At 62.1% G+C, this 20,568-nt stretch carries 13 protein-coding genes and 5 pseudogenes; 7 read left to right on the forward strand and 11 right to left on the reverse strand.

Features of this window, described 5'->3' with window-relative positions:
• The first annotated feature begins 105 nt into the window (after positions 1-105).
• On the forward strand, positions 106-372 hold the full coding sequence (locus tag N825_RS28765) for a hypothetical protein (RefSeq protein WP_037459507.1): 267 nt from the start codon (positions 106-108) through the stop codon (positions 370-372).
• Between the two features lie 177 nt (positions 373-549).
• On the forward strand, positions 550-2,244 hold the full coding sequence (locus N825_RS28770) for a methyl-accepting chemotaxis protein (protein WP_037459564.1): 1,695 nt from the start codon (positions 550-552) through the stop codon (positions 2,242-2,244).
• Positions 2,245-2,571: 327 nt separating this feature from the next.
• Here N825_RS28770 and N825_RS28775 read toward each other — a convergent pair whose 3' ends face one another.
• From N825_RS28775 to N825_RS28795, 7 genes are all read right to left on the reverse strand, one after another.
• Positions 2,572-4,251 carry a methyl-accepting chemotaxis protein gene (locus tag N825_RS28775; protein ID WP_037459509.1) on the reverse strand — a complete coding sequence of 560 codons (1,680 nt, stop codon included), beginning with the start codon at positions 4,249-4,251 and terminating at the stop codon, positions 2,572-2,574.
• Between the two features lie 603 nt (positions 4,252-4,854).
• Positions 4,855-6,456 carry a sensor histidine kinase gene (locus N825_RS28780; protein ID WP_037459510.1) on the reverse strand — a complete coding sequence of 534 codons (1,602 nt, stop codon included), beginning with the start codon at positions 6,454-6,456 and terminating at the stop codon, positions 4,855-4,857.
• Positions 6,457-7,000: 544 nt separating this feature from the next.
• Complete coding sequence (locus tag N825_RS28785; protein ID WP_037459512.1) at positions 7,001-7,546, reverse strand: recombinase family protein; 546 nt, start codon at positions 7,544-7,546, stop codon at positions 7,001-7,003.
• A 248-nt stretch (positions 7,547-7,794) separates the two neighbouring features.
• Positions 7,795-8,118, reverse strand: coding sequence for a hypothetical protein (locus N825_RS39230; RefSeq protein ID WP_157619601.1), 324 nt, complete (start codon positions 8,116-8,118; stop codon positions 7,795-7,797).
• A gap of 2 nt (positions 8,119-8,120) precedes the next feature.
• A complete protein-coding gene (locus N825_RS28790) occupies positions 8,121-9,089 on the reverse strand; it encodes a tyrosine-type recombinase/integrase (protein ID WP_198038939.1) in 969 nt (322 codons plus the stop codon).
• A gap of 112 nt (positions 9,090-9,201) precedes the next feature.
• Positions 9,202-9,498, reverse strand: a complete 297-nt coding sequence (locus N825_RS39235) for a hypothetical protein (RefSeq protein ID WP_157619602.1) — start codon at positions 9,496-9,498, stop codon at positions 9,202-9,204.
• A gap of 247 nt (positions 9,499-9,745) precedes the next feature.
• The gene (locus tag N825_RS28795; RefSeq protein WP_157619603.1) at positions 9,746-11,545 is read right to left on the reverse strand and encodes a hypothetical protein; all 1,800 of its coding nucleotides are present in this window, start codon (positions 11,543-11,545) and stop codon (positions 9,746-9,748) included.
• 608 nt (positions 11,546-12,153) lie between these two features.
• Here N825_RS28795 and N825_RS28800 point away from each other — a divergent pair.
• The 3 genes and pseudogenes from N825_RS28800 to N825_RS41070 form a co-directional block, all read left to right on the forward strand.
• Positions 12,154-12,972 carry an IS6 family transposase gene (locus N825_RS28800; protein ID WP_037459518.1) on the forward strand — a complete coding sequence of 273 codons (819 nt, stop codon included), beginning with the start codon at positions 12,154-12,156 and terminating at the stop codon, positions 12,970-12,972.
• Positions 12,973-13,104: 132 nt separating this feature from the next.
• Positions 13,105-14,105, forward strand: a pseudogene (locus tag N825_RS38155) (IS110 family RNA-guided transposase); the annotation flags it as partial.
• 275 nt (positions 14,106-14,380) lie between these two features.
• Positions 14,381-14,602: pseudogene (locus N825_RS41070) on the forward strand (IS6 family transposase); the annotation flags it as partial.
• A 37-nt stretch (positions 14,603-14,639) separates the two neighbouring features.
• Here N825_RS41070 and N825_RS28815 read toward each other — a convergent pair.
• The 3 genes and pseudogenes from N825_RS28815 to N825_RS40505 all read right to left on the reverse strand — a co-directional run.
• Positions 14,640-16,091: an IS4 family transposase gene (locus tag N825_RS28815; RefSeq protein ID WP_198038941.1), complete on the reverse strand. Its 1,452-nt coding sequence runs from the start codon at positions 16,089-16,091 to the stop codon at positions 14,640-14,642.
• A gap of 288 nt (positions 16,092-16,379) precedes the next feature.
• Positions 16,380-16,790, reverse strand: a complete 411-nt coding sequence (locus tag N825_RS39240) for a hypothetical protein (protein WP_157619604.1) — start codon at positions 16,788-16,790, stop codon at positions 16,380-16,382.
• 266 nt (positions 16,791-17,056) lie between these two features.
• Positions 17,057-17,215, reverse strand: a pseudogene (locus N825_RS40505) (IS3-like element ISPsy28 family transposase); the annotation flags it as partial.
• 146 nt (positions 17,216-17,361) lie between these two features.
• Here N825_RS40505 and N825_RS28825 point away from each other — a divergent pair.
• A pseudogene (locus N825_RS28825) lies at positions 17,362-18,206 on the forward strand (IS256 family transposase); the annotation flags it as partial.
• Between the two features lie 105 nt (positions 18,207-18,311).
• On the opposite strand, the gene N825_RS28830 reads toward N825_RS28825, so the two are convergent.
• Positions 18,312-18,992, reverse strand: coding sequence for an IS5 family transposase (locus N825_RS28830; protein ID WP_084165144.1), 681 nt, complete (start codon positions 18,990-18,992; stop codon positions 18,312-18,314).
• A 301-nt stretch (positions 18,993-19,293) separates the two neighbouring features.
• Between N825_RS28830 and N825_RS28835 the strand changes: the two are divergent.
• A pseudogene (locus N825_RS28835) lies at positions 19,294-20,515 on the forward strand (IS256 family transposase).
• Positions 20,516-20,568: the final 53 nt, after the last annotated feature.

Consider the following 20,568-nt stretch of genomic DNA (forward strand, 5'->3'; position numbering starts at 1 on the left):
GACTCGATGGGGGAAACACATCATCATGGGAAAGTGGATCATTAACAATCATTAACAATCATTAACGAATTCAATCCGTGTAATGGTCAGTGGAAATCGGATGTCATGCTCGATATTCAGACGATGGGTCTCACCGCCTCCGAACGTCACCGTCTGGAGGCGTTCTGCGCCAAGACCCTGCTGGACTGTCTACTCCATTGCTACTTCGCGACGCCCCACAAGGACGTCAACATGATCATGCTGATGACCATGTATGAGGACTCCATCTCCCTGTACGACGATGGGGGCTCCGTGGGGTGGATCGAGGCGGCGCGGGAATACCTGGTGGAGAGGGGCCACCAGAGGATCCTGGACGCGGCTGTGCCGGGCTGATCCCGCCCACCGTGGCGCGACCGCCCCAAACACTCCGGGCGGATGATCCGGCACGGTCTTTTCCCAGTGTCGATTGATCCTGATCAAATCAGGTTTTGCAATAAAGATTTACATCTTTGGGATAGCCGCACCCAAACCCACATGGCCCGCGAAGGCTGGCCCGATCCGGAAACCATCATGTTCCACTGGTTCACGAACCTCAAGCTGGTCCACAAGCTCGCCTTCCCGGTCGCCATCCTGCTGCTGGTGACCGGCGCCATCGTCTGGGAGGCCCAGTGGTCGCTCGAGCGGCTGGCCCTCTCCCTCGACACCGCGATCGGCCGGACCGCGGAACGCACCTCGCTCGCCTTCCAGATCGAGGCCGCCGTCAACGCCTCGGCGGTCGCCGAGAAGAACGTCATCGTCGAGACCACCCAGGAGAGGAAGCGGGAGAGCGTCAAGCTCTTCGACGAGCGCATCGCCCGGGCGAACAAGGCGGCGGAGCTCATCATCCCGCTCTCCCTGCCGGAGCGCCGGGCCGTGCTCGAGAGGCTCACGGCCATGATCGGCCAGTACGAGGGGATCGCGCGAAGGGTGATGGACCTGACCCTCCAGTCCCGTGACGAGGAGGCGCAGGCGCTCTCCTCGGCGGAGGGCCTGGGGATCCGGACCGAACTCGCCCGCCTGATCCAGGAGGTGACGTCGTACAACGAGCGGGCGCTCAAGCTGGAGCGCGCCGACGGTGCCAAGCTCGCCGCCGACGCGACATGGCTGCTATACGCCGTCTCGGGCGCCGGGCTCGCGTCGGCCATGGCGCTGCTTGGCTTCATCGCGCTGCGCTTGGTCGCGCGCCCTCTGGCGGAAGTCATCGCGGCGATGCGGGTGATCGCCGCCGGCGACCTCGAGGTCGAGGTGCTCGGCACCGGCCGCGGGGACGAGGTCGGCGCGCTGGCCCAGGCCCTCCAGGTGTTCAAGGACAACGCCCTGGGGATGCGGCGCCTGGAGCGGGAGGCGACCGAGCGCAAGGCGGCCGCCGAGGCAGAGCGCAAGGCCATGCTGCTGAGGCTCGCGGACGAGTTCGAGGCCGGGGTCGGCGGGGTGGTGGACACCGTCGCCGCCGCGGCCACGGAGATGGAGGGCGCGGCCGCCGCCCTGTCGACCACGGCGGAGCGGGCCAGCCGTCAAGCCATGGCGGTCTCGGTCGCCTCCGGGCAGGCGAGCGTCAACGTCAACACGGTGGCGGCCGCCGCCGAGGAACTCAGCGCCTCCGTCACCGAGATCGGACGCCAGGTCGAGACCTCGACGCGGATCTCCGCGCGGGCCGTCACCGAGGCCGGGCGCGCCAGCGAGTTGATCGAGGGGTTGGCGGTCGCGGCCAACGAGATCGGCGAAGTGGTCAACCTGATCAATTCCATCGCGGGCCAAACCAACCTGTTGGCGCTGAACGCCACCATCGAGGCGGCCAGAGCCGGCGAGCAGGGCAAGGGCTTCGCCGTGGTCGCGTCCGAGGTGAAGGCCTTGGCCAACCAGACGGCGAACGCCACCAACGGCATCCAGGCCAAGGTGGCCGAGATCCAGCGGGCGACCAGCGACGCGGTCGAGGCCATCGGCGGCATCACCGGCACGATCGGGACGATCGACGAGATCACCACCGCGATCGCCTCGGCGGTGGAGGAGCAGGGTGCCGCCACCCGCGACATCGCGGGCAACGTGCAGCGGGCCGCCGCCGGCACAGCCGAGGTCGGCGGCAACATCGCCGGCGTCACCCAGGCGGCCTCCGAGACGGGGACCGCCGCCACGCGGATGCTGGACGCGGCGGCGGGTCTCGCCGCGGATTCGACCTCCCTGCGTCGACAAGTCGTGAAGTTCCTGGCCACCGTCAGGGCCGCCTGATCCGCGACGGCGGGGAAGGCGCGCCTCCCCCGCCGTCGCCACCGCGGCGACCGTCCGAGCCTTGGCACAACCTGGCGCCAACGCGGCACCCGGCGAGCCCGCCTTCCCGGTATGGGCCTCGCGCCAAGGATCACCCTCCACGACACTCCGGCGACCCAGCCGTTGGATCACGCGGGTCGCGCACTCCGGGAACATCCCCATGGAGAGGGTGGGTCCGACAGTCCGCGCCGGTGGCGATCCGAGTCCGATTTCGGCCACTCTACCCGGTCGCGGCGGCGTCACCCGCCGTACGATCGGATCGGTTCAGGGTGCCGAACTCCGCAAGGTTCAAGCCGTCCGGATACCGGCGAGGAAGCCCTCGACCTCGTGGCGGAGCATCTCGGCCTGCCGGGACAGTTCGCCCGCCGCGCCCAGCACCTGGGTCGCCGCCGAGCCGGTCTGTTCCGATGCCTCCATGACCTGGGCGACATTGCCCGACACTTCCCGAGTACCCGTGGCGGCCTCCGTCACGTTGCGCGAGATCTCGGCGGTGGCGGCGTTCTGCTCCTCCACGGCGGCGGCGATGGTCGTGGTGATCTCGTTCATCTGTCGGATCGTGCCACCGATGCCACGGACCGCGGCGACGGCGCCGCTGGTCTCCCGCTGGATCGCGTTTATCTGGGCGGTGATCTCCTCGGTCGCCCTCCGGGTCTGTCCGGCGAGTTGCTTGACCTCACCCGCCACCACGGCGAAGCCCTTGCCGGCCTCGCCGGCGCGCGCCGCCTCGATCGTGGCGTTGAGCGCCAGCAGGTTGGTCTGGCTGGCGATGTCGGAGATCAGGACGACCACGTCGTTGATCCTCTCGGCGGATGCCGCCAAGCCACGGATCGTGGCATCGGTTCGCTCGGCCTGACCGACCGCGTCGTTGGCGATCCCCGTCGAACGGCTGACTTGGCGGGAGATCTCCAGCAGCGAGCCGGTCATCTCCTCGGTGGCGGCGGCGACCGTCTGGACGTTGGCGGCCGTCTGCTCGGCGGCTCCCGCCGATGCGGTCGCCTGCTGGCTGGTTCTCTCCGCGGTCGAGGCCATGCTCCGCGCGGTGCCGTCCAGCTCGGTCGCGGCGGAAGACACGGTGCGCAGGATCATGCCCATCGCGCCATCGAAATCGGCGATCATGCGCTCGATCTCGATCGCCCGCCTCTCCTTGGCGGCGCGCTCGGCCGCCTGCCCGACCTCCAGCCGCGCCCGCTCGACGGCGTTGTCCTTGAAGACCTGCACGGCGGCGGCCATGGCGCCAATCTCGTCCGCCTGATCGCGACCCGGGATGTCCACGGAGACGTCGCCCCGCGCCAGCGTCCCCATCGCCCGCGTCATCAGTGCCAGGGGGCGAATGCCTCGGATGATCACGATGGCGAGGCCGGCGACCACGATCAGCACGGACAGGGCGATCCCGAGATCCTTGAATGCTTCGCTCCGGAACTGGCTGGCGACATCATCGGTGTAGACGCCGGTGCCGATGACCCAGCCCCAAGGCTCGAAGCTCGCCACATAAGAGGCTTTTGCCACGGGAGTGTCACTGCCGGCCTTGGGCCACTGATACTCGACGATACCGCCGCCCGACCGCCGCGCGACGGCGACGAACTCGACGAAGATATGCTTGCCGGTGGGATCCGTCAGGTCCGATAGATCCTTGCCATCGAGCTCCGGCTTGGTTGGGTGCATGACCATGACCGGCGTCGTGTCGTTGATCCAGAAGTAATCGGTGCCGTCATAGCGCATCGCGCCGATGGTGGCGGCGGCCGCCGCCTTGGCGTCCGGCTCGGACATCGCGCCTTGGGCGCTCAGCGCGTGATAGTGGGCGGCGATGGAAAGAGCCGACTCCCCGAGGTTGCGGAGTTTCGCGTGGGTGTCGTTGACAAGGCTCGAATGGAGGGAAAACAGACCGAAGGCGGCAAGCGCCATGATGCCGAGAAGCGCGGCGGCGATGAGGACGTGGAGGCGGAAGACGATGGTCACGCGGTTGAGCATGATGGTATTAAATCCTGAAACCAGAGTATCGCCCGACATCCATGGCCAGGCCGCGAATACGAAACCAAGCCGTGTTCGCCCCATGCCGACCTTTTTGTTCGATCGATACCGGGTTGAGCGCTGATCTTGATCTTCTGGCCCACTGATCTGCACATGGGATGCCAAGCGGGACTATACGGAGGGATACAGTTGCCTGAATATGTCACAAGTGAACATCATAGATGAATGGAACTAGGTCATCTTTCGATAGGTTCGAGATACGAACCAATCACGCGGTAGAAATGGAATTTTATTTTAATTGATACGGATCGACGGATCGGATGGGCGTTTTCGCATTCGCGCGGCGGATTCGCAAATTCGGAAAAACCGTGTGCGAAATGCGTATGGGAACGAGAAGCCCATCGACGCCTACCCGCGAGGTGGTTCGGGAAACTTTCATTGCCCAGGACCATCGCCCAATGATGATCATGTGGAAGCGGCGGGCGAAACAGGATGGTGTCGGCGATATCCCGGTCAGCGTCACGGCTTCAGCGGAAAACCGCCTGCCTCGTCATGGGAACCAACCATTCCGAACAGGCTCGTGGGCATGCTGCCCATGGACGGTCAACCATTCTCCCGCAACGACATGTTGAACACGGTGCCTCCATCATTCCTGAAGGTGAATCGCCCATTCGCCTGTGCCACTAGGTTTTCAAGCAGTGTCAGTCCCAGCGAGCCGCCCGGCTGGTTGGTGTTGGCAGGCATCCCGGACCCGGTGTCCCGGACCTCGATCTCGACGCCATCCCCATCCCGCCGCGAGATGACGTGGATGACCCCACCGGCGTCTTCCGGGAAGGCGTGCTTGAAGGCGTTGGTCAGCACCTCGGTCAGCGCCAACGCCGCTGGAATGGCTTGGTCGAGGCCAAGCGTCACCCGCCCCAGATCCGTCCGGATCATGATGCCGCGCCGCTCGGCGCCATGACTTTCGGCTAGTCCCCGCAGCAAGCCCGCCATGTAATCGCAGAAATCGACGTTCGAGGCGCGGTCGGTCCGATACAGGGTCTCGTGAACCAGCGCTATCGCCATCAGCCGATCCCCCGTCTCGCGAAACGCGGCCCTGACATCGTGATCCTCGAATCGCCTCTCCTGCATCGCCAACAGCGCCGAGGTCACCTGGATGTTGTTCTTGACGCGGTGATGGACCTCCTGGAACAGGATATCCTTGTCCCTCAGCGCCGATGCCAGCGCGGCCCGCGCGGCCTCCTTGTCGTCCAACGCGGTCGCGAGGGCGGCCCGCGCCTTCTCCTCGGCGCCGCTGACCCGGAGTCCGGTCCGGACGAACCAGCCGACGCCCAGCACGACCAGCGCCAGGATGAGCAGGCTCCAGACGACGCCTTGCCACCAGGCGGCCAAGGCGGCCCGCGCCGGGATGCTCGACACCACGATGACGGACCATTCCGGCACGCGCCGGAAGGACACGATCCGATCCTGGTTGTCCAGCGCGGTCGCTGCGCGATACGTGCCGGTCGCCTGGCCCAGGAACCTGGTGAATATGGGGGTGTCCCGCACGGTCACGCCGATCTGATCGTCGCGCAGGTTCGTTCGGGCCACGATCTGGCCATCCGGGCGCACCATCGCGAAGATGGCGTCACGCCCATAGTCGGTGGTGAGCGCGATCGTCTGGAAGAAGGTCGGGCGGAGCGATATCAGCACCACACCTTGGAAGGTCCCGTCAGGCCCGGTTATCCGGCGGCTGTAGGTGTAGAAGATTTCCGGCATCAGCCTGCCGAACAGGGCCGGGCCGACATGACGGTCGACTCCCTCCAGCGCGTGGGCTTTCCACCAGGAGTGATCCGTCAGATCGAAGGGGACTGTTGGAAACCGGTTCGACATCGCGATGGGAACGCCGGACGCGTCGATGATCCAGATGACGCTGCTCACCGTGGTTTTGCCGGCGAGCTTGTCCAGGAAACGGTGTGTCTCGTAGTCGCCCCGCAGACCTCCGACCCCACCGCGGCCAGCCACGAAACCGAGGGCGTCCTCGGCGATCAGGTCGCCGGTCTCGAAGGTGCGCCGCGCGTGCTCCTCCAGGATCACGGTGACGTCGCGCGACGCCGCCTCGGCGCGCTCCAGGGCGCTCCGGTGTTCGATCGACAGGAACAGGCCACGGGTGCAAACGAGCGCGATGATGAAGAGACCCGCGGCGCCGAACAGCACGGAACGCATCCGACGCGACCCAAACCCGTCACCCGCCGTTCCAAACATCGTGCCCCACCAATGGCGTGCCAACAACATCGCCATTTGTATATATCATCTGATCCGATCGCGAAATAACTTTACCTAAAATGCGCCGATTGGGAGAACCTCTCCCCTGATGGTCAGACGATGCCACGAGAACCGGTGGGTGCGACATGTCCCCTCGCTTGGAGCATGATCCCGTCCGCTCCATGGGCGGTGTCCCTTGGATCCTGTGACGAGGATATCGGAAACCTGGATGACCACGATCAAGACGATCCCGACGGGGGTCTCTCTTGCGACATCCCCCACCACCGACAGGACCGTCCACTCCCCTCACTTCGCTCTCCTCATGACGGTCGGCACCTTCCTGACCCTAGGGCTGGTGATCGTGCGCGAATGCCCATGCCGCTTCCAACAGCCAAGCTTCATCCCACGCGACCCACCGCCATGTGCGGCCAGCCGCGGATTTCGACCGCTCCGGATTGCGCGGGTCGCCGGATGTTCGCCGCCGTGAGGGTTGCCGCGAAGCGCGTTACGCGGATCTCAGCAGCCTATAGACACTCGTCCGGCCGATCTTGAGCCGGCGGGCGATCTCGCTACCGCCCAGGCCCTCCGCCTTCAAGGCCAGGATGGTGGCCCTGTCGAGCTTGGGCTTCCTACCTTTGTAGACGCCCTCGGCCTTGGCCTTGGCGATGCCCTCGAGCTGGCGCTCCCGCCGCAGGTTCGTCTCGAACTCCGCGAAGACGCCCAGCATGTCGAGGAACGCCTTCCCCGCGGCGGTCGACGTGTCGATCGGCTGCTCGGTCGCCTTGAGCGCCACACCCTTCGCCTTCAGCTCGCGGACGATGTCTTGGAGGTCGCCGATGGATCGCGCCAGCCGGTCGATCCGGGTCACCATCAGCGTGTCGCCCGGCTGCAGGAACTCCATCAGCGTCCGCAGTTCGGACCGACCCGACCTTGTCGTTCCGGTGACCTTCTCCTCGCGGACCACGAGGCAGCCGGCCACCATCAACGCCTCCCGCTGGAGCGTCAGGTCCTGATCGGTCGTCGAGACCCGCGCGTAACCGTAGATCGCCATCTTCCCCTCGGTCTGTTCCGTTAGGATCTAGACCATCATACCTTGCTGTGCCGTTTGGCGAAAGTGGACCCTAATGGCACAGGTGGAAGCTGGGTTCGGATGTTCCGCGGAACTGTTCCGCATGGGTGTACCCTACCGCTTGGCGGAATTACGCTGCTGACAGCGATGGCAGGGCGTCTCGTCTTTGCTGATTGAGTTCGACAATGCAGACCAGATAAGCTTCTGCCCACTCTCAAGCAACCGTTTAACTAATTTCGCCAAAGAAGGCGTATGGCGCCCGATATAGCAATAAAACACAATATCCACAATATTAATTCACCGGAAGCACCCTTAAAGTGAAGGCCGAACCCTTCGAATTCGATGGGATCAGCACCTTGCCTAAACAAAGCTACAACAACAAACGCCCCAATGAAAGAAAAAGGCAATCCTATTATTGCTGCAAAATTCTTTATTACTAGTTCTGAAAGAACAAGATCGAAACGATTAGCCCATAATGCAAAAATCAGCACAGCTGTTCCGCCAATATCAGCTATTGCTATAACTAAATTTATGGTCTGCCGCCACCCATCCATTTTTATGGTCCTTTTGTCTGAGGTTCTCTGCATTTCCTATGTAACCATATTTTCCCGACTTCCTCGGCAGAGACCGCCTCACAACGTCGATCATACAGCTTCGTCGTGCTCGCCCTGGCATGCACCGCCATCTGCTGCGCGTGTTCGAGCAGCCCGCCATTTTTCAGATAGGCCGTGATGCCGCGCGCCCGCCAGGAGTGGCAGCCGATCCTGGTATCCAGGCCCGTCGCCTCGGGGCGGCGCTGGATCATGCGGTAGACACCGGCGCGCGACATGGCCTTGTTGGTGAGCTGGCCGGAGCCTTTCGCGCCAGAACGGAAGAGGGGGCATTTCCGCTCTCCGGCGATGCCTGCCGCCTCGATATAGGCGTCCAAATAGCCTTGCAGCACCGGATTTGCGGCCATGGCGTGTTCCTTGGCGCCTTTCTCCCTGCGCCGCAGCCACCACTGTTTGCCGACCGGATAGTAATCTTCCACGCGCATGCCCAGCATGGCGGAGACGTGGGAGAAGATGTAGAGCAGGGTGGCGACCAGCGCCCGGTCGCGCAGGCCAATCAGTGCGTCCGTGGGGATACCGGCGAGCAGCGCCTTGGCTTCGTCGCGCGTCGGCATAGCGGTCTTGCCGGTATTGACGACATGGGAGGGGCCTCGCACGTTGGCCGCAGGATTGCTCGGCACGATCTGACCGACCACCAGCCAGTCAAACAGCATCCGCACGGTGGTGAGCTGCTGGCCCAATTTCTCGACCCACGCCGCCACATGCACCGGCTGGATGGCGGGGAGGGCGAGGCCGTGACCTTCGCCCCAGGCGAGGATTTGCGAGCAGGCGCAGGCGTAGGCGGCTCGAGTGGTGACGGTGAACAAATCAATACAACTATTGTTAGCTTTCGCACTATGAGAATTCAATATAAATGAAATAATAAATATTTTTGATACTCCATCATGAGAAAATCTGAGATCAACGATAATCATCAATTTTCTCAGCCTCGAAGTTGACATGAATTTCATCAGGTGTGTTGTCAAAATTTAGATTTTTAACTTTCCATCCATCAGCTTCATAACTTCTAATTATGTTATTAATATTCTACTTGATTGACCTGTCTTCTAAACACCTGTCAATCCATTGCTGAGTCCAATAATCGCCGCCTCTATCCTGTATAGTATTTAAGTCATCTTTTAATTCTAAATCTGAAATCGTTAATCTATCTCCATATCTCCTCAACAACTTTACAGACTCATCACGTTGCAACATGGAGTTAATATTTCTCACCATATCACCATAGCGGTTAGTAGTCTTATCTCTACCAACATATTCTCCAACATTACCACCAATATTGACCCCGCCTGGTTTTTCCTCAAAGCCTTCAACGCCGAGGCTCATGCCTATCCTTCGGACATCAACGTCAAGCCGCCTTAGCGATCGGAGCCGCATCAGGAAAGCCAACACCACACCGATCAGCAATCCGACTAACAGGCTGGCAAGGTCGAACGTCGCCCACAGTTGCATTGGAGACCCCCCGTTTAGTGAAACATAACGTCCTTCATGTGTCATAAAGCGAACTGTACTCAGCCAGATTGCGCCCTGTCCAAAGCAGGCAATGAACCTTGCGTTCGCTCGATTTCAGCATTCAGGCATATGGCGCGCTGTCCTTGACCGCCGGCTTCGCGGTGCCTGTCGTATCGCCTGAGAAGACGCCCCCGAACGCCGATGCCGGAGCTTCGGGATCGATATCCCGGATTGAGAAGGCGAGCAATTTGCCCAATAGTCCGGCCGCGAGGACAATCAGCACCGCGAGCGCGGCGATGGCAAGGGCGAGGCCACCCATCGACTGTGGCAGCAGGGATGGCCAACCCATGAAATCGGGCAGGATTCCATCCAACCAGCCGGATTGGCGGAGCCAATCGACAATCCAGGCCGTGAACAACGGGCTGAGGATAGCGAGCCCGATCCAGAACACCCAGTTCCAGGCGCGCCGCGCCTTCCATTTCGGCATTTCCTCCGACAGCCAGCGCCCTCCTTTCCCCGCCTCGAACTTGGGTATCTTGGGTGAGCTCGCCGGCGCCGAGGTGTCCAGGAACCAGGCGCAGAGTCGACCGGTCAAGCTGTCTTGGGCACCTTTCCGATCCCGGCGCGGCACGCCCAGGTACTTGACATGGCTGAGCAGCGGGATCGGGGACGAGCAGTAAGGGATGTTTCGCGGGCGCAGGCCTGCCGGTTTGGCTCCTACCTTGTCAAAGCTGTCGAGGCGACCGGATACAGGGTCCGTCTCGTCATAGAAATTGTGCCAGGTCGCCTCGCCGAAGGGCGTTTGATCACGCAGCGTCGGAATGGTGGCGGGCCAAAGCATGGCGAACTTGTCAAGTGGGGAGCCATAGGTGACCAAGCCTCGGAAGCGTTTGAAAAGCTCCTTGTGGCTGACGCACGCGTCGGGTTCGAGCCAAGCCGGCCGATCGACTCGGGTGTCTTTCGGCACCTTCGTTTCGTCGTTGAAAAGGGCGGCTTTCGCGTCCGCCTCCAGTCGCCTCCACCGTGGCTCGTCCAGGTAGCGCGCGATCAGGCCCTCCGGTGTCATCAGACCGGAAAACGCGACGACCGAACCTAGGCTGTGTGCCAGCACCCACCAACCATCATAGTCCCGCAAAGCGGCATCAACCGTGGTGCGCAACATCCGGGCGCGGATCGCGAACCGCGCGTGCTGACCCAGATGGTCGAGCGGGACGGTATCGGGTGAGGTCGGTTGGGTGTAGAGCTTGATGTCCGACATGTAGCTGACGGCCGTCATGACCGGGTCGGGAATGTTCTGGCGCGTGATCAGACGAAGCAGCGCCGTGACCAGATACAGCACGATTCCAGCCGTGATGACGAGGTAGCCGACGAGGAACAGGCGTGCCCGGACTCCGAGCTTGGTCAGAAAGCCACGGCCTTCGGGAGGATCGGGCTCGGCCAGGAATTCCCCAACCTTGCCGGGTTGGCCTTTTTCAAACGTCCTCCTGTGCTTCAGTGGAACTGCCCACATGGCGAGGCCCCAGGCGAAGAAGCGCAACGGCTGGAAGATGGTCGGCGGATCGATGATGTCGCCCCACCAGACCTCATGGATTCCGACGCGTGTCTCCCATTTTTCATCGAGTATGACGATCTCGGCGCTGGGGCCCGGCCCTTCACTGAGCGTCGGCGCTGCGGCCCCCACCAGCGACGCCGCAGGCGTATGCAGCACCACGGATACGATGGCGTTTTCCCTGGCCGCCTTGAAGCCACACTGCAGATCCCGAACGAGTGCGTCGAGGAAATGGAAACGCCCCTGATCGCCAATGCCATGGACCACGATGAGCCCGATCCGGCGGACCTCGCGCTCAGACGTGGTGGCGGATTCATTTTCCTCGGAAGAGTGCATTTTCCATGACTCCGCGCTGGAAAGGGGAGTGGGCATGAAGATTTCCCCTGAAACCAATCATGCGGTCACGACACCCACGAAGCAAAACATGTTTGCCATAAGTATGACAATGCTTCAGTTTTCCTCTTTTGATACTTATAAATTCTATAAGTTACCCAAATGTACATGATCTAGCAAAACTATTGACTAATAAAACCGCGAAACGCAATAATCAAAAGTAATGATATTATGATCTTTTGAGCCAGAACGGCCCCATTCATGGGTGATTTGGAACATCAAGATCAGTTCCAATCAGTTTTATGAATATCCGTGATCACAACCTATTCCATACATGGCATTCCGCCTTGTCATTCCGAAGCTAATCGAGAAACCGGAGGTCGCTCATACGTACCGGCAGGGGCCATACTTCGCTAATTCTTCCAGCCTTGCTGTTTTCAGTGATCTCACTCACGGGTTGCGCGGGAGACACGAGCATATTCAGAACCTTCGACGCCGACGCGCAGAGTGTATCGGCCGACGCCAAACAGCGCGTCATCATTTCCGCCACGCGTGGAGGGGTTCTGTCAGATCTCGGGGCAGCTTGCCGAGAGCGCGCCCAGCGGATAGGTTCCTCGGCCACGTTTTGAGCGATCAAGAAAGCCGTCATGGGCTGCCCGCACTGCCACATGTCGTCGACCACCGAGCGGGAGGGGCGAACGGTCCATGGCTTCCGGCGCTTCCACTGCCGGGATTGCGGGCGGCGGTTCAATGAGCGGACCGGCACGGCACTGAACCGGGTCCAGGTCCCGACTGACATCGTGTTCCTGGTCGTCTTCTGGAGGTTGCGCTACAAGCTCAGCCTGCGGGATCTGGCGGAGATGTTCCTGATCCGGGGCTTTGTGTTCACCCACGAGGCGGTGCGCGACTGGGAAGCCAGGCTGGCGCCGCTGCTGACCGAGGGCCTTCGCCAGCGCCGGGCCGGCAAGGCCGGCTGGTGCTGGCACGTCGACGAGACCTACGTCAAAGTCGCCGGCGCATGGTGCTATCTCTACCGGGCGATCGACCGCGACGGCACCCTGGTCGACGCCTATCTCAGCGCAACCCGCGACATGGCCGCGGCGAAAGCATTCCTACGCTCCGCCCGGTCGGTCACCCGGGTCGAGCCGGAGCAGGTCACCACCGACGGCCATACCAGCTATCCCAAGGCCATTGCCGACGAACTCGGCACCGACGTCGACCACCGCACCAGTCAGTACAAAAACAATGTGATCGAACAAAATCACCGGGGCATAAAAGGGCGCTATCGGCCGATGCGCGGCTTCAAGAACTTCGATGCGGCCCATCGCTTCTGCCGCGCCTTCGACGAGGTCCGCAATTTCCTGCGCCCGGCCACCTACATCAACCAGAACGTCTCGCTCGCCCATCGGCGGATTATCCACCTGCAACGCGTGGCCGCGCTGCGGGACCTGATCTCCGCCGCCTGATGCAGCTTCTGGTAGACATCAGCCTGGCACCATCTCTACTTTCCCCGAAAGCTGATGGGGTGGATGGCCCCCACCCGGCCTCTGTGTGCCACACTGGGGTCATCGACGATCCTCAGCAAGGGAGCCCCATCCATGACCAAGATTACCACGATCGGCCTCGATCTGGCCAAGCGCGTGTTCCAGGTTCACGGCGTCGACGCGACCGGAGCGGTCGTACTGCGCAAGCGGCTCCGGCGCGAGGACGTGCTGGTCTTCTTTACCCAGCTGCCACCGTGCCGGATTGGTATGGTGGCGTGCTCGACCGCTCACCACTAGGCGCGGGAATTACGGACGCTCGGTCACGAGGTGCTGCTGATGCCGCCGCAGTACGTCAAACCCTATGTAAAGCGCAACAAGAACGACGCCGCCGATGCCGAGGCGATCTGCGAGGCGGTTGGGCGGCCGAACATGGGTTTCGTTCCGGTCAAGACCATCGAGCAGCAGTCGGTCCTGGCGCTGCACCGCAGCCGCGATCTGCTTGTTCGTCAGCGCACTGCACTGGCCAACGCCATACGCGCCCACCTTGCGGAATTCGGCATCATCGAGGCCCAGGGCCTGCACAAACTCGAGCGTCTGACACAGATCGTCCAGGACGAGACGGATAACCGTGTTCCGGCCGAGGCCCGTAACGCCTTGACTGCGCTTGTGGCGCTGGTCGATGAGTTGAACACCCGGATCGATGCCATCGAGAAGCAGATCCGGACCTGGCATACCGCCAGCAAGGCCAGCCGGTGGCTGGCAACCATCCCAGGCATCGGCCCGATCATCGCCAGCTCCCTTACCGCAACCGTGGCGGATGCTCTGCCTTTGCCAACGGGCGGGCCTTCGCGGCCTGGCTTGGCCTGGTGCCGCGGCAGAACTCGAGCGGCGGCAAGGACCGGCTCGGGCGGGTCAGCAAGCAGGGCAACGGCCAACTGCGTCGGCTCCTGATCATCGGGGCGCAGGCAGCCCTGCAGTGTTCGAAGTCGCTCCGGGCGCATCCTTGGGTGGCAGCCTTACTGACGCGCAAGCCGCGCCTGGTCGCGGCGGTCGCCCTGGCCAACAAGATCGCCCGGATTGCCTGGGCGGTGATGAGCAAGAAGGAGGACTTCCGGGGGGCTCGCGGCGACGCCGGCTTAAGCCGCCGCCGAGCCCTCTTCCGAGGCTTGCAAGAGCACGATGATGGCACGTCGGTCGCTCCGACGGATCGAGACAAGCCTGAGTTCTGTCATGGGGTTCTGCCCCCGGAAAGCTGATTAGGCCTCGACCCGCGGATCCCATCAGGGCCAGCGGTCAAACGACCGCCCAGAAAGGCCGGACACATGACTGCAAGCGTTCCAACGTGGCTCAAAAAAGCTCTTGCACGCAGGGGGCCATCCACACATGACAGAACCGGGCCGAGAACTCCCATCAGCCAACGCGACGACGCGAACGACAGATGAAGCGGTTCAAGTCGGCCGGCCAAGTTCAGCGTTTCGTCTCGATCCACAACCCCATCGCCAATCTCTTCCATCTCCGCCGAGACCACGTCACTGCCAGCCAGTACCGCGCCGCTCGCGCTCAGGCTTTCGAGGACTGGGCCGAGGTCGCCGGCGTCCGTTTGGCCGCCTAATCACCGACCAGGGATGCGCCCACGCCCGCAAGCTCTTTCAATTACCCACAAGCTGCGGCGCGATCTCCGAGCCCAAGGTGATGTCGATCAGGCGCGCCATGCCGCGCCACATGACCATGTTTCCCGGTGGGGGATCGCAGCGACGGGCGAGATAACCGCCGAGCTTGGCGACTTTGACAAGGTAGATCTCGAGGGTGTTGCTGCCGGGTAGGTTTGGGGCCTTGTTTGGAACCAGGAAGTCAAGGATTTCCTGCTCGCGGTTCGTGAAGACGACACCGGCACCGATGTCGGGTGCCGACCGATTGATCATTGTCAGCCAGAAAACTCGCCAGCTCACCAAGCAATAGATGGCGATCAGCTTGACCAAGCGGTCGGCGCTTCGGAGCCTCGCTTCCTCTGCCTTGCACCCCGATTTCAAAATCTTGTGAAACACCTCGATTTTCCACCTCACTGCGTACCAGCGCAGCTTTTCGATCGCCGCATCAGGGGAGAGGACGGGCAGATCGGTGACGAGTTTCCAGTCGATCCGGGGCCGGTTGGCGGGCTCCTCGCGTTCCTGGGCATGCAGGACCGTCAGGGTGAGCCCCGGATAGCGCTTCTGCTTCCCGACCGGCGGCAGGACGCGCAGGCTGCGGTAGCTCAGTTCGACTTCCGCCGTGCCGACGTGGCCTTCGCGGTCCCGGACCTCGACGGCATGCACGCCTTGGACCGCGACCTCCTCCATCACGCGGTCGACGGTCGTGTCGCCGCCGAGGGCGAGCCGGTCGACGCAGGTCCGCACCAGGAAATGCGTCCCCAGTTCCTGAGCCAGGCAGAACAGCTCGTAGATGTCGCTCTCGCGATCACCGACATGGATACACCGCCCGGGATCGCCGAACAGCTCGGTGGTCCGGCGCAGGTTCTCCAGCCAGCGGATACTCTCCTTTTTCTCGATGGGAACCCGCGTCGGATTGATTTTCCTTTTGAGAGCGGCGGTTCCCTTGAACTTGGTCCGGGTCCAGAACTTGGCCGCGCCGAGGCCCAGCGGCAAGCCCTCGGTCGTGACCGCCAGGCTGGCGTGCATCAGCAGCCCACACACGGTGTGCATGCGGAACCGGCCGTCCTTGTCCTGGCCGCTGTTCACCCGGACGGTCTGGCCGATCTTCTCCGGGTGCTCGCGTTGGAAGGAGAACTCGGTGGTGTCCTGAATGACCAGGATGGGACCGGTGGCCGCCGCGACACGCCGGCGTGTCGAATCGAAGTGCCCGGCGAGGATGTCGCCTTCACTCACCCGGTCGTTGGCGAAGAACCGGTAGGCTGCCTTGGTGTTGGCCCAGTCCTGGCAAGCCAGGGGAATGCTGTCCCCCATCGCCCCGGCCAGCTGCTCGATCAGCGTGCGCAGCCGCCGGCCCAACCGTTCGTCGGCGAGGCGGCAGCCGGAAAGTTCATCGTCAATCCATGCGTTTGATCCCGTGGCCATCGGCGCCTCCTGAACATCGTTCAGTGCCAACAGACCATGGGCCACTCTTGCCCGGACCAGACATCGTCACCAGCGCCGGCACGGCGGCGGTTTGTGGGTAATTGAAAGGTTCCCCGGACGCTTACCCTGCCAAAGGTAGTTTTGGGACAAGACTGCATCTCCAAGCCTATTTCCGGCCGCCGCCGATAACACCGCCTTCTACACTTTGCCAAGCTCCCGACGCCGACTGCTACACCAAGGACAGTGAGGAAGAGAGGGAACCGTCGAAACGCAAAATTGTGAATACTTCCAAGTTATATGAAATCCGTCATTAGCTAGTTAAACCTTCGTTGCACCAACTCCGTATTTACTGCCCTTTCGTAAACTTTTTTTCATTGCTCCCACAATTGGCATGGCCGAAAAAACTATCCATTTGTCCCCGAAAAAGTAAGTTCTGGCTTCATAGACAAGATCTTCAAGTCGACGGTTTATAAGCCTGTCGGCATCTCTGGCTTCGGTGTGCCATTTCTTCAATATCGCTTCGCATATCGTTATGCCTCCACAAGGTACTGCATAGTATTGTTCTGTCATCTGAAGCGCTTCTCTGAGGGAAAATCCCATAGATACTGTAAGATAATTAACAGCAACTATGTCTCTCATGGTTAAATCAGACAAATCTGAGCAGTTCATGCCTGAGGATATTTCCTCATGACACTGATGATGGTTAGTGATGTTCAACGTCCTGTACATTGCGCTGCTCCTAAAGCCTTCAGTAACTGAACCTTGGTCCTGATCGAAAGGGATGAAAAGGGTCTTTTTTGCAGAGATGAAAAATTCCTGTTAAAGGTGTACCCGGTTCACCTGAGAACCCGAACGCCCTCCGGCAATGTGATGCGAAAATTGTCGGTTACGTTATCGCAGAGGGGAGCATGGCAGAGCGTGGGAGAAGGTGTCTGCTTGACCTTGCCCCCGTGCAGCGCCTCCCATAGCGCCTGAGTTATGCCGCCACCCTTTTGCTGCTGGCGACGCCAATTTTCCTCGAACACCATCGGGCTTGTGTAGCCCAGGGTGGAATGCATTCTGTTCCGGCTGTGGAAGGTCAGCCAGTCAATAACCTCATCTTTGGCCTGGCGCCGGATCTCGAAGTGCATGCCATGCAGGCGTTTAACCTTCAACGGAGCTATGGCGGAAACTGGGTGATGACGAGGTGAGGAAGGTGGCGTAACGAGGTAGGTGCTTGACGCCTGCCAGAACATCCATGAGGGAGCGCTACGCCATGAACGAAGATACCAGCATTGTCCGGCTTTGCCAGCCCTAAGAAATCGATGATCCGCTGACGACCCTTCTCCGATCGGGAGCACGCCAGTTGTTGGAGCAGGCCATTGAAGCCGAGGTGGCGACATTCCTGGCTGCCGGCAAAGACCTGAAGCTGGCTGACGGCCGGGACCGGCTGGTCCGGCATGGCCACGGGCCAAAACGCCTGATCCAGACGGGGATCGGGCCAATCGAGGTCCAGCGGATCAAGGTCCGTGATCGCGCTCCTGGCCCGGCAGCCGAGCGCATCCGGTTCAGTTCGGCGCTGCTGCCGCGCTGGGCGCGCCGGACCACCAGCCTCGACGCTCTGCTGCCGATCCTGTACCTGCGGGGGATTTCGGCCGGTGATTTCCAGGAGGCGCTGGGTGTCCTGCTTGGCAAGGATGCGCCCAACCTGTCGCCTTCCGTCATCGCCCGGCTGAAGGATAGCAGGGCGGAGGACTATACGCGCTGGCAGCGGCGGGACCTGTCGGCCCGACGCTATGTTTTGTCTGGGCCGACGGCGTCTACCTCCAGACCCGTATGGAGCCCACTGCCGAGTGCATGCTGGTGATGATCGGCGCCACGCTGGAAGGTAAAAAGGAACTGCTCGGCTTTCAGGTCGGCGTCCGCGAAAGCGCCCAGAGCTGGCGCGAACTGCTGATCGACTTGAAGGCGCGCGGGCTCACGATCGCTCCTGAACTGGCGGCTGCCGATGGTGCTTTGGGCTTCTGGAAGGCGCTTGGCGAGGTCTTTCCCGGAACACGGCACCAGCGGTGCTGATTTCACAAAACCGGCAATGTTATCAACAAAGTGGCGAAATCCATCCAGCCCACGGTCAAGCAGGGCCCGCGGAAAATCTGGATGGCGCCCGACCTTAAGAGGCGGTTTTCATAAATCGGCGAGCCTGTTTGGGATGACAAAGAAGCAGGCTGTGGTAAGCAGAGATTGAAAGATACCGGCAGAGCGGTCGTGTCTTCAATCGAGGCGCTTGTTGTTGAGCAGCCACGCGTTGGCGTTCTCGACGACGGAGTGGACGACGCCGAGGCCGGAGCCGTGTTCGGAACCAATCCCGCGGATCAGGGGCTGGATGCCCTCGCGCAGGCAGAGCCAGAGGTTGTCGGCGCTGTCGTAGCCGGCATCGGCGAGGAGGCGCGCGATCCTGGCGCCGACTGGCAGGGCGAGGCGCGGCAGTTCAGGGAACATTCGGGTATCATGAACATTCGCGGCCGACGCCACCGCGCCCAGCGGCAGTCCGTCGCTCGCGACGACGATGTGATACTTGGTGCCGCGTTTGCCCCGGTCGGTCGGGTTCGGCCCAGTCAGGTCGCCACCTTGCTTGGCTCGGACGCCGCAACTGTCGACGATCACGTCCAACTCGCGGGCGGCTGCTTCGGGATCGGACCGCGCCATGCGCAGAAGCACGCCATGAACCCGCGCCAGCACCGCCGTGTCACGCCATTCGCGCAACCGTCGGCGCAGGGTCGAGCCGGACGCGCGACCGTCGCGGGTGGGAAGTTCGCGCCACTGGACGCCTTCACGCAGAAAAAATCGTAACGTCCCAACCACTTCCGCCACAGGCGGACGAGGTCGTCCGCGTTCCGCCAGACTTCCTTCAATTCGTTCGATGATCCCAGCGACCAGACCGTCGATCGTCATTTCCAATGATCACTCCCATACTGTCCAGGAGCTACATATGGGAGAGCATCACCTGAATTTGTACATTGAATAGCCTGACCGCTGCGCTCGACCGCTTGGGCTGCGGATTATTGGAAACCGCCTCTAAGCCGGCGGAGCGTGCTCTTGATACCTTCGAGAAGAAGTACGGCGCCAAGTACTCTGGGGCCGTCGAGTGCCTGGGTCGTGTCGCTTGGTTGGTAGGAAATTGGCGGGTGGCGTAATCTCCTGAAGGTGAAGAACCCACATCGGCGGTCTGACCACCGCCGCAGGAGATCACGCCATGGAGAAGATTACAGCCAACGAGGCTCCGGTTCCATTGCTCGGCGAGGACTGGTTCGATCCATTGGAGGCTGGGGTGCGCCAGCACATCCGCTCTTTCATTGAGGCGATGCTGGAGAGCGAACTGGAGGCGGTCCTGAACCGGCGGGCGTTATGAGCGCGCCGGGCCGGCCACGGGGCATCGGCACGGTCACCGCGATCGCCAGATCCTTGGCACTTTCGGTCCGACCACGGTGTCTGTGCCACGTGCCCGGCTGGTCGAGGCCGACGGCACGACACAGGAGTGGCGCAACCAAACGCTGCCCGCTTACAAGCGGCTGACCAAACGGGCCGAGGCTCTGATTGCCGGAACCTATCTGGCCGGAACCAACACCCGCCGGGTCCGCCGTGCCCTGGGAGCGCTGTTCGGCGGAGCGGTCGGCAAGGACACCGTCAGCCGGGCGTGGCGCAAGGTCCAGGGTGACTGGGAGGCGTGGCAGAGGCGGGATCTGTCGCAGGACGACATCGTGCGTGTCATACTGGACGGCACCGTGGTCAAGGTCCGGCTCGACAAGCGCTCCACCGGCATTTCGGTGCTGGTGGCGCTGGGCGTCCGACGCGACGGCCAGAAGGTTCTTCTCGGCCTGCGCAACATGGGCGGCGAGAGCGAAGCGGCGTGGCGCGCCTTCCTGGACGATCTGGTTGCCCGCAAACTCGCCACCCCGGAGCTGATGATCATCGACGGCGCTCCGGGCCTGGAGGCGGCCCTTGCCGCTCTCTGGCCCACCGTGCCGGTTCAGCGGTGCACGGTGCACAAGCATAGGAACCTCGTTGCCCACGCGCCGAAGAAGCTGCACGACGAGATCAGCGCCGACTACACCGACATGATCTACGGCAAGACGGTGAAGGCGGTCGAAGCCAGGCGGAAGGCGTTTGTGCGAAAGTGGCGGCTGAAGTGCCCGGCGGTCGCTGCCAGCCTCGAAGAGGCAGGCGCCAACCTGTTCACCTTCCTGCTCTATCCGCCCGATCAGTGGAAGTCGATCCGGACAACAAATGCCATCGAGCGGCTGCATGAGGAGTTCAAGCGCCGGATCAAGACCCAGTGCCTGTTGCCGTGTGCCGAGACCGCCTGCATGCTGTTTTGGGCCCTGCTCGCCAGCGGCCAGATCACCCTGCGTCGCGTTGACGGCTGGGACACCCTGCACGTCGCTCCCGCCGACGAGCCGCTTGACCTCGCCGCCTGATCCGATGACCCTGATGCTCAGGAGAATGCGACCTCAGCAAATTCCTACCAACC

This window comes from Skermanella stibiiresistens SB22 (genome assembly GCF_000576635.1).
Lineage (GTDB): Bacteria > Pseudomonadota > Alphaproteobacteria > Azospirillales > Azospirillaceae > Skermanella > Skermanella stibiiresistens.